Source organism: Pseudoalteromonas sp. Z9A6 (assembly GCF_011378805.1).
GTDB classification, from domain to species: domain Bacteria; phylum Pseudomonadota; class Gammaproteobacteria; order Enterobacterales; family Alteromonadaceae; genus Pseudoalteromonas; species Pseudoalteromonas distincta.
In genome coordinates this window covers 13,226-18,981 of record NZ_WTKZ01000072.1, presented here as the reverse complement: position 1 = coordinate 18,981, position 5,756 = coordinate 13,226, and the positions used below count along the sequence as shown (strand labels likewise).

The window sequence follows — 5,756 nt, the reverse complement described above, 5'->3', positions numbered from 1 at the left end:
CTTAATCTAGCCAAAACAAGTTATGCACTTACAATTTGAATCTAGGATTAAAAATATAGGACTAATTAATAATAAAGAGCAGTTATAAAAAACTATAAAAAATAAAACCAAAATATAGGCAATAAAAAACCCGCAACATGTGCGGGTTTTTTTAGAGAGTTAAGGAGCTAATTACTTAGCAGCTTTTTTCTCTTTTTCTGCAGCGATTACTGTGTCAGCTACGTTTTGTGGACATGGTGCGTAGTGTGAGAACTCCATAGAGAACTGACCACGACCAGATGTCATTGTACGTAGTGAACCAATGTAACCGAACATTTCTGATAACGGAACGTCAGCTTTAATGCGAACGCCAGTTAAACCAGCTTCTTGGTCGCTTAGCATACCACGACGACGGTTAAGGTCACCGATTACGTCACCAACGTGATCTTCTGGAGTGAACACGTCAACTTTCATGATTGGCTCAAGAAGTTGTGCGCCCGCTTTAGGGATTGATTGGCGGAAAGCACCTTTAGCAGCGATTTCGAACGCGATTGCAGATGAATCCACGGCATGGAAACCACCGTCAAAAAGTTCAACTTCAACGTCTAATACTGGGAAGCCAGCTAGAACACCTTCGCCCATCATTGACTTAAAGCCTTTCTCAACTGCAGGCCAGAATTCTTTAGGTACGTTACCACCAACAACTGATGATTTAAACGTGAAGCCTGAAGCAACTTCGCCTGGCTTGATGCGGTAGTCGATTTTACCAAACTGACCAGAACCACCAGATTGTTTCTTATGCGTGTAGCTATCTTCGATTTCACGAGTGATAGTTTCACGGTAAGCAACCTGTGGTTGACCAACGATAAGGTCTACACCGTAAGTACGCTTAAGGATATCAACTTTGATATCTAAGTGAAGCTCACCCATACCTTTAAGGATAGTTTCGCCTGAATCTTCATCAGTCTCAACTTGGAAAGATGGATCTTCTGCAACCATTTTACCGATAGCAACACCCATTTTCTCATTACCGCCTTTATCTTTAGGCTGTACAGCAATCGAGATTACTGGAGTTGGGAATACCATTGGCTCAAGTGTTACTGGGTGCTTAGGATCACATAGAGTGTGACCAGTTTGCACATTTTTCATGCCTACGATAGCAATGATGTCACCAGCTTGTGCTGAAGTAAGCTCTTTACGCTCATCTGCTTGCATCTCAACCATACGGCCAACACGCTCAGTTTTACCAGTAAACGCATTAAGGATAGTGTCACCCTTATTAAGCTTACCTGAGTAGATACGTACGAAAGTTAATGCACCAAAACGGTCATCCATTATCTTAAATGCTAGCGCCTTGAAAGGTTCGTCAGCAGATACGATTGCGAATTCGCCATTTTCGTTACCTTCTTCATCCATAAGAGGTTGAGGATCAACTTCTGTTGGAGCAGGTAAGTAGTCAACAACAGCATCAAGAATTAATTGCATACCTTTGTTTTTGAACGCAGAACCACAGTAAGTAGGGAAGAAAGCAAGGTCACGAGTACCTTTACGGATACAACGCTTGATATCTTCGATAGAAGGTACTTCACCTTCCATGTACGCTTCCATTAGGTCATCGTCTTGCTCTACAGCAGTTTCGATAAGCATTTCATGGTATTCATCAGTTTTCTCTACCATGTCTGCAGGAACGTCTTCAATAGTGTAGTTTTCTGGAAGACCAGTCTCATCCCAAACATATGCTTTTTTGTTTAAAACATCAACAACACCTATGAATTCGTCTTCAATACCGATTGGTAAAGTCATGATAAGTGGAGTAGCACCAAGTACTTTTTGTACTTGCGCTGTTACACGGTAAAAATCAGCACCCATACGGTCTAATTTGTTTACGAAGATGATACGTGCAACACCTGACTCATTCGCGTAGCGCCAGTTAGTTTCTGATTGTGGCTCAACACCACCAGAACCACAGAATACACCCACACCGCCATCTAATACTTTAAGTGAACGGTAAACTTCAACGGTGAAGTCAACGTGTCCAGGAGTATCGATAACGTTAAAACGGTGATCTTTCCAGAAACAGCTTACTGCCGCAGACTGGATAGTAATACCGCGCTCAGCTTCTTGCTCCATGAAATCGGTAGTCGATTCACCATCATGTGTCTCACCGCTTTTGTGGATAGTACCTGTAAGCTTTAGGATACGCTCAGTAGTTGTGGTTTTACCCGCATCAACGTGCGCGAAAATACCAATGTTTCTGTACTTCGATAAATCTGCCATTAATTTTACTCTTAATAAAGTCGATAAATTATTCGGCAGGAGTATAACATCACTTAATGCGAACATCACCATACAAGCCGCTTAAAATGCAATCAATTCAACATATTTTTTTTATCGTCAGAATCTATTAAATATCAAACATAACAAAAAAATCGCAAGACATTGAAATTAATAGCGTTTAATACTTAAGTTTCAGATACACCAAGTTACTTCGCTATTTTATAGCAACGTTCAGGGCGGCCAATACTGCCGTAACTTTGATCCGCTGTTAACTTACCTGATTCAAGCAAATACTCTAAGTAACGACGTGCTGTAGAGCGACTAACACCGACCAAATCGCCCATTTGCTGAGCAGTAAATGCAGTGGTTGCGTGCTCTACAAAAGCATCATGTATTTTTTGCAGGGTAAGTTGGTCGACCCCTTTTGGTAAACGAACAAACGTGTTGGTTTGCTGCTTTGAGCCAAATAACGTATCAACCATTGACTGCGTTACTTCACTTGCATCAGAAAAACATTGCTGACGTGATTCAAAACGTGCAAGTGCTTGATCTAGTCGGTTTAACATTAATGGCTTAACTAAAAAGTCGCATGCGCGTAACTGCATTGCTTTTTCAAGGGTTTCAACCTCTTTTGCAGCCGTGAGCAGCATAACTTCACTTTTAATTGTTCGTCGTCGTAAATCAGTTAACAAATCTAAGCCATTACCATTAGGCAGGTGTATATCGAGTAAAATTAAATCAGGTTCAATTGCATGCAGCAAAGCTGTTGCCGTGCTTAAATTACCTGCAATGCTGCCCACTACCTGATACTGTGCTTGCCTTAAACTTTGCTTTGGCGTTTGATTGCCTGCAATACCATTTGGTAATAACAAGTACTGCGCTAAAAGCTGTGCTACCTCTACTTCGTCTTCAATTATTACTACTGAATAAGTCATGTTTAATGCTCTTATTATTTTGGAATATAAACACTTAGTCTTGCACCAAGTAGGTCTGACTCACCAATTTTTAACGTACCGCCGCATGAGTCTAAATTTTTATGAAATTAAGCATGTACTTTAGTACTCACTAGCCGATTTATATATGAATAAAAAACAAACCTATCAATAATAAGAATTATTTGTATTTAGGTGTTGACAGGCAGTTAGATCTAACTGATAATCAATATCAACAAGACGGATTGCATACCACTTGTTAAGGAATGAATTGATTTGTTTCTCGACCCTGAAACAACGTGTGGCGCACGTAAACAGCTATGGTTACTTGTTATGAACCGCAACGCCCCTTGATGTTGATGATGAGTAACCGCCCTACTATTTTACTTGCTACATTGCTCATATCGGTGACGGTAGATATGAAACTAAAAAAGCCCTTACGGGCTTTTTTTATGTCTGTAATTTAGTTGGTTAAATTAAACTAAATCAATTAACGACGGTTTTTACGTGCGCGTGCTCGGCGTTGTTTTTTCTCTTCTTCTTTAGCTGCCTTTTTAGCTTCTGCTGCAGCGCGTAAACCAGCAACCATTACTTCTTCTTCCTCACGCATTTGCGGGGTTTCCATAGTAATACGGCCAATAATACCGTCGCGTAATTCGTTGATTAGTATTTCAGACATTTTGTATGTGTCTATTTGATTGCCACCACGAATACAGCCGCGTTTTTTCCCCGCCATTTCAACAAATTCCCAATCACTTTCTGGTAATTCATCTATTTTATAACGCCCTTTTAATAACTCAGGGTATGCACGCAATAGGTACTCAGCTGTGTAACTTGCTACTTCTTCATACTCAAGTGCTGTATCACGAATGGCACCGGTGGCGCCTAAGCGATAACCTGAGTTTTCGTTTTCTACTTTTGGCCACAACATACCTGGCGTATCGTAAAGCATAATACCGTCTTCAAGCTTAATGCGTTGTTGCGCTTTAGTAACAGCAGGCTCATTACCTGTTTTTGCAACTATACGCCCAGCCAATACATTAATTAACGTAGATTTACCCACGTTAGGAATACCCATGATCATGGCTTTAATTTGCTTATCTGCACCCACTTTATGTGGCACTAGCTTTTTACAAAGCTCATTAATACGGTGTACTTCAGCTGCTTTATCATGCCCAAAAGAAATCGCTTTAACACCGTTTTCTTGCTCAAAATAATCTTTCCAGATTTGAGTCATTTTAGGATCAGCTAAATCAGCTTTGTTCAAAATTTTGATGACCGGCTTACCTTCACGCAAGGTTGCCACCATCGGGTTTTCACTACTGTAGGGAATGCGCGCATCAAGCACTTCAATGATCACATCCATTTGTGGCATTATTTCTTTAATTTCATTGCGGGCTTTATTCATGTGCCCAGGGAACCACTGGATAGCCATTTTTAACTCCTAACGTATAATTAACCGCTATTTTAACTGGCAATTCATTTAATTGCGCTATACTGGCGCAAATTTTTTCAGATTAGTTGTTATGGCTCTTAAATCCACCATTATGAAAGTGCAGTTATCGCTTAGCGATATGGACCGCCACGTTTATCAAGATTTTAATTTAACCTTGGCTCAACACCCATCAGAAACCGACCAAAGGTTGATGATTCGCTTACTCGCTTTTGCGCTAAATAGCTGTGATGGTTTAGAATTTACTAAAGGGTTAAGTGCTGATGATGAGCCTGAACTTTGGCATGTAAGCTATAGTGAAGAAATAGAACTATGGGTTGAACTTGGCTTACCAGATGAGAAACGCCTTAAAAAAGCCTGTAATAAATCTAAAAAAGTGGTGCTGTATACTTATGGTGAAAACAATCAAGCAATTTGGTGGCAAAAACATCAACCTAAATTGTATGAATTTAAAAATCTAAGTATTTTTAGCCTTGATTACGCAGCAACACAAGCACTTGCTGCTTTGGTTGATCGTGGAATTAAGCTCGCCATTACCATTCAAGATGGTGAAGTATGGGTAAATACCGATAAAACCAATATTGAAATAAAACCGCTAAAGTTAATGTAATTACGGTAGTTATACCAATTGCATTAAATTAGTTATGTATTATAGCGACAAATAAATAAGTCGATAACAAGGCGAAAATTATGATATATAGCTGTTTTATATAAATAATTTTTAACGCAGGTAGCGGATTATTTAATACGCTAGGATGATCATGTTTTTAATAAAATTGGTATTAGGGAGCATATGAAAGTTAAACACGTTATTGTTTTACATGGCTTGTATATGTCTGGCTTTGTTATGCGCCCACTTTGTTCACGACTTGAAGAGTCGGGTATGACGGTATTAAACATTACCTACAATACGCTCGACCCTCACCGCGATACCATATTTGCACAAATTGATGAGTGTATTTCTAACGAACCTGCAGCGCTTGTATGCCACTCAATGGGAGGGCTTATTGCACGTGCTTACCTAGAGGCAAACTCTCCTGCTAGCCAGAATATTACGAAGGTAATTACACTGGGTACTCCACATAAAGGCAGCCATATAGCGCAAAAAAAAAAAA

5 protein-coding genes are annotated in these 5,756 nt (G+C 39.8%); 2 read left to right on the top strand and 3 right to left on the bottom strand.

All coding sequences use genetic code 11. From position 1 onward, the window contains the following. Positions 1–171: 171 nt before the first annotated feature. From fusA to ylqF, 3 genes are all read right to left on the bottom strand, one after another. On the bottom strand, positions 172–2,256 hold the full coding sequence (fusA, locus tag GQR53_RS18430) for an elongation factor G (protein WP_024605154.1): 2,085 nt from the start codon (positions 2,254–2,256) through the stop codon (positions 172–174). A gap of 206 nt (positions 2,257–2,462) precedes the next feature. After that, positions 2,463–3,191, bottom strand: a complete 729-nt coding sequence (locus GQR53_RS18425) for a response regulator (RefSeq protein WP_165744886.1) — start codon at positions 3,189–3,191, stop codon at positions 2,463–2,465. Between the two features lie 487 nt (positions 3,192–3,678). Beyond that, positions 3,679–4,623: a ribosome biogenesis GTPase YlqF gene (gene ylqF, locus GQR53_RS18420; protein ID WP_007377881.1), complete on the bottom strand. Its 945-nt coding sequence runs from the start codon at positions 4,621–4,623 to the stop codon at positions 3,679–3,681. Between the two features lie 91 nt (positions 4,624–4,714). Here ylqF and GQR53_RS18415 point away from each other — a divergent pair, with 91 nt between their 5' ends. After that, positions 4,715–5,251, top strand: a complete 537-nt coding sequence (locus GQR53_RS18415; RefSeq protein ID WP_165744885.1) for a YaeQ family protein — start codon at positions 4,715–4,717, stop codon at positions 5,249–5,251. A gap of 183 nt (positions 5,252–5,434) precedes the next feature. Beyond that, positions 5,435–5,756 (top strand): alpha/beta fold hydrolase (locus tag GQR53_RS21525; protein WP_346774401.1); only part of this gene is annotated, 322 nt, incomplete at its 3' end.